Annotated in this window: 6 protein-coding genes; 2 read left to right on the top strand and 4 right to left on the bottom strand. The window is 66.8% G+C overall.

What is annotated here, in order from left to right:
* Window positions 1-1,021: MobA/MobL family protein (locus tag AC1ECW_RS16160; RefSeq protein WP_481202288.1), on the top strand; the 1,021-nt coding region annotated here is incomplete at its 5' end.
* A gap of 18 nt (window positions 1,022-1,039) precedes the next feature.
* On the opposite strand, the gene AC1ECW_RS16165 is transcribed toward AC1ECW_RS16160, so the two are convergent.
* The 4 genes from AC1ECW_RS16165 to AC1ECW_RS16180 form a co-directional block, all read right to left on the bottom strand.
* A complete protein-coding gene (locus tag AC1ECW_RS16165) occupies window positions 1,040-1,888 on the bottom strand; it encodes a replication initiation protein (RefSeq protein WP_481202289.1) in 849 nt (282 codons plus the stop codon).
* Window positions 1,875-2,066, bottom strand: a complete 192-nt coding sequence (locus AC1ECW_RS16170; RefSeq protein WP_481202290.1) for a DUF7706 family protein — start codon at window positions 2,064-2,066, stop codon at window positions 1,875-1,877. Before AC1ECW_RS16170 ends, AC1ECW_RS16165 begins: the two co-directional genes overlap by 14 nt.
* A 696-nt stretch (window positions 2,067-2,762) precedes the next feature.
* Entirely contained in the window at window positions 2,763-3,080 is a 318-nt protein-coding gene (locus tag AC1ECW_RS16175) for a hypothetical protein (protein ID WP_144329455.1), read from the bottom strand.
* Window positions 3,080-3,409 carry a mobilization protein gene (locus AC1ECW_RS16180; RefSeq protein ID WP_144329456.1) on the bottom strand — a complete coding sequence of 110 codons (330 nt, stop codon included), beginning with the start codon at window positions 3,407-3,409 and terminating at the stop codon, window positions 3,080-3,082. The genes AC1ECW_RS16175 and AC1ECW_RS16180 overlap by 1 nt, the downstream gene beginning before the upstream one ends.
* A gap of 169 nt (window positions 3,410-3,578) precedes the next feature.
* Between AC1ECW_RS16180 and AC1ECW_RS16185 the strand changes: the two genes are divergently transcribed.
* Window positions 3,579-3,846 (top strand): MobA/MobL family protein (locus AC1ECW_RS16185; RefSeq protein ID WP_481202291.1); only part of this gene is annotated, 268 nt, incomplete at its 3' end.

A 3,846-nucleotide genomic window follows, 5' to 3' on the forward strand; every position in this document is an offset into this window, starting at 1 on the left:
CGAATCCGCCGAGCTTGTCTTGCCTGCCGGTGCGCCAGAGTGGGCCGCCGACCGGGCGGCACTCTGGAACGCTGCCGAGCAGGCCGAGACCCGCAAGAACTCGACGGTGGCCCGCGAGTTCGAGATTGCCTTGCCGGAGGAACTTTCCCCCGCAGAGCGGGCGCGGTTGGCGCGTGACTTCGCCCGCGAACTGGTGGAGCGGCACGGATGCGCGGCTGACGTGTGCATCCATGCCCCCGGCAAGGACGGCGACGACCGCAACCACCACGCCCACATCCTGCTGACCACCCGCCGCCTAGGGCCGGAGGGTTTCGGCGAGAAAACCCGCGAGCTAGACGACCAGAAAACCGGCCCGCAGATCGTCACGCAGTGGCGGGAGCGGTTCGCCCAGTTGCAGAACGAGCGCCTACGCGAAGCGGGGCACTCGGTGCAGGTTGACCACCGCAGCCACGCCGAGCGCGGCCTAGACGCGGAGCCGACCCGGCACCTTGGGCCAGCGGCCACCGGCTACGAGCGCCGCACCGGCGAGCCGAGCCGCAAGCGGCTGGACTTCGAGGCCGAGATAGCCGACCGGCTGACGCGGGCCCGCGAGGCGGGCGAGTTGGAGCGGCAAGGCCGCCAGATCGACCGGGGCATCCTCGACCTGTCGGGCGACCTGGAAGCGGCCAAGCGGGAGCGCGACCGCCAGCTCGCCGAGCGGGCGGCAGCGCCCAAGACTGCCGAGCAGTCCCGGCAGGAGGCCGAGCAGCTCGCCCGCCAGGCCATCGGCCAAGGGGTGCGCCTGTATGCCGTCGGCGAAGGTGCGACCGCGCGGGGGCAGATTGTGGGCGAAACAGCCCATCACTACGTGCAGCGCGTGTCCCCGACCGTGGCCGCGATCCACGAGAAAGCGCGGTTCGGCCACCTGCCGCCAGGTCAGCGACCGAAGATCGGCCAACACCTTGCCATCGGCTACACCGACGGCAAGGCCAAGGCAACGCCGATCCAGCCGCCCGGGCGCGGCCGCGGCCTCACCCGGTGAAGCTGGCCGAGCAGCGGCTCAGCCCCCCAGGGGCAGCCGCCCTTGCGGGTCACGCATGAAGGTGAAGCGGATGGCCTTCACCTTGCGGCCTGCCTTGATGGGTTCCCACTGGATGAGCCAGCCGTCTTTCTCGGTCAGTTCCTTGACCGCTGGCTCGATGATCTTGGTTCGTACTTTGGCGAAGTTGGCCGCCTGCTTCTCTGTGGCCTCCATCGAGGCGCAAAAGTCCTCGATGGTGTATTCCGCTTTGCCGGTGGACTGGAAGCGCGTCAGCAGCTCCAGCAGCTTCCACGAGTAGGCCGAGCGCAGCGCCGATGCCTGCTGTAGCTGGTAGTACGTGAACTGCCGTTGCAGCCCGGTGAGGTGGCGCAACAGATCCGGCCACCACGCCAGTTCCACCCATCCCTCGCCCTTTTGGTACTTCACCGAGCCGACCCAGCGCATTTGCACCATCGTTGGCGGCAGCGGCTTGCCGTTGCGCTTGTGGGCAGGCTCAAAGAACGTGATCGACCGCTTGTAAAGGGCCTTGGCCGCTGCCTGCAACTGGTCATAGGCCGTGTCGAGATCGACCGAAAAAGTCTCGGCGTACTCCATTGCCGTGATACGGGTGCGCGGCACCTCGCCGGGTGGCAGTGCGCGGCGGCTGTCCAGCTTGGACACCGCAGCGGCCACGATGCGCTTCTCGGCCAGCGTCAGGCCGTGGCCTGCACGAGTGAGCGCATTGCTCATCGTTACCCACCGCTCACCGGCTGGCCGTTCCAGGTCGCCGGCGTCGTAGTTGGCCAGCGCCTGCGCTGCGGCCTTCGGCGGGCGTCCGCGCCGCTTGGGCGCGGGCACTTCGGGCAGCAGTTCGTCAGCGCGGCGCATAGCCAGCCTCCGCGAGTGCTTTCGCCACTTCTCTCATGGCGTCCATCATCAAGTCGGCTTCCTCGTCGCCGACGGCGTTTTGCCGGACTTCAGTCCAGCGAACACGCTTGACGAATTGAGCCAAAGCCAGAGCCTGTGCGGGTTCCAGCCATATCGACACTTGTACCTGATCGTTCATATGTCCCACGCTTCCGGTTAATGTCCCGCATCAATTATACGGGACATTTCGTTAAATGTCCCGCAAAATTTTTGGGGTTAATTGTGGATAGCACCGGAAAAAAGGGACATAGACCGGAAAAAAGGGACACTTCCGGTTGGAAAAGGGACAGTTCAGAGGAACGTCAAAACCCCCGCAAACCCTTGAAGAACAAGGCTTTCCGGGCCGCCCTCGCGCGCGCGCGCGAAAAAAACAAGAAAAAACAAGAAAAAAACCGGGGAGCGCCCGAGCCAAAGACCGGCAGCGTCGCCACTCCACCGCCCGAGACTTCGCGGGGGCGTGCCGCCCCCCCGTCCTGCGCTCCTCGGCCTTCGGCCTGCGGTGCTCGCGAAGTCGCCCCCCCTGTGGGAGGGCTGCGCCCTCCCCCCGCCTTCGGCGGCTCCCCCCACCCGGCGCCTTCGGCGCGGTCAGCAGGAAGAAGGGGCGGCAAAGCCCCTAGAACGCGCTAGGAGCCGTTTTTAGGGGTTGGGTAGGGGTAGGGTAGGGGTCGCGTGCGAAAACGCGCTGTAGGGCCTCTAGAGCGGCCCTGGAGGGCCGATAGCCTGTGCGAGAGGGGGCAGGACAAAGGGCGCAGCCCGCCAGGACTGCCCCCCGAGCCTCCCGGCGGCGAGGGCGGGGCGTGGGGCAGCGCCCCACAGGGCGGGCGTGGCAGATGGCCTAGGACTGGTCCCAGGCGTCGATGGTCAGCACCAGGTCAGGCGGGCAGGCGGCGAGGCGCTGCCGGTCGATCTGGATGTGCGAGGAGTCGATACGGCCCGTGACTTCATCGAGCAGCGGCCACACGTCAGCGGCGCGGGCTTCGTAGCGGTTCGGGTAGCCGTCGCTGCGCAGCTTCCGCGCCTTGCCAGCGGCCACCAGGTCATTGAGCCAGCGCAGGCCAGACAGACCGGCTTCCCAGCTTGCCAGGGTGTTGGCCTTGTCGATCATCACGCCGTCCGGCTGGCCCTCGGAAACGACGATCCACCAGCCCAGCATTACGGCCTCTTGGTGAGCGCGGGCGGTTCTACGGGTTCGCTGCCGTCCAACGCCGGATCAGTGGTCGGGGCGGGCAGGCCGAACAGGGCGCGATCATCGGCCCGCGTCAGCGTGGCATCCATCATTGCCAGGAGCTTGTCTTTCGGCCATTCCCCGCGCTCGACTTTGGCGAGGATGGCAGCGCCGACCAGGATTTTCCGGCGCGTGTCCTGCTGGCGTGTCAGCTTCGCTTGTGCGGCACGTTGGCGGGCGAGTATTTTCGCCTTGCGTGCCTTCTCCTGTTTGAGCTTGGCCTCCAGCGCCGCTATTCGTTCGTCGATGCTTGCCATGCGTCCCCCTTTGGCGTGTGAGATGGCCGCATTTTAGCCCGCCGTGCTGGGGGTGCGCAGGCGTAGAATACGCCGCAACACCCACCCGCAGCGAACAGCAAGGGCGCACTTATGCAAACTCCGTTTGCGTGCGGTCAGGGCTGCGCCCCGACACCCCGAGGAAACGCCGGTGGCGATCTACCACCTATCCGTCAAGACGATAAGCCGGTCTGCCGGTCGCAGTGCGACAGCGGCAGCGGCCTATCGTGCCGGGGTGAAAATCACCGACGAGCGCACCGGCGAGATTCACGACTACACCCGCAAGGGTGGAGTCGAATCCGCCGAGCTTGTCTTGCCTGCCGGTGCGCCAGAGTGGGCCGCCGACCGGGCGGCACTCTGGAACGCTGCCGAGCAGGCCGAGACCCGCAAGAACTCGACGGTGGCCCGCGAGTTCGAGA

It is taken from the genome of Caldimonas hydrothermalis, from assembly GCF_056746695.1.

Bases quoted from the DNA above. Each gene is read 5' to 3' on its own strand.
- AC1ECW_RS16165 (WP_481202289.1), bottom strand. From the start codon at position 1,888: ATGCGCCGCGCTGACGAACTGCTGCCCGAAGTGCCCGCGCCCAAGCGG.
- AC1ECW_RS16180 (WP_144329456.1), bottom strand. From the start codon at position 3,409: ATGGCAAGCATCGACGAACGAATAGCGGCGCTGGAGGCCAAGCTCAAA.
- AC1ECW_RS16170 (WP_481202290.1), bottom strand. From the start codon at position 2,066: ATGAACGATCAGGTACAAGTGTCGATATGGCTGGAACCCGCACAGGCT.
- AC1ECW_RS16175 (WP_144329455.1), bottom strand. From the start codon at position 3,080: ATGCTGGGCTGGTGGATCGTCGTTTCCGAGGGCCAGCCGGACGGCGTG.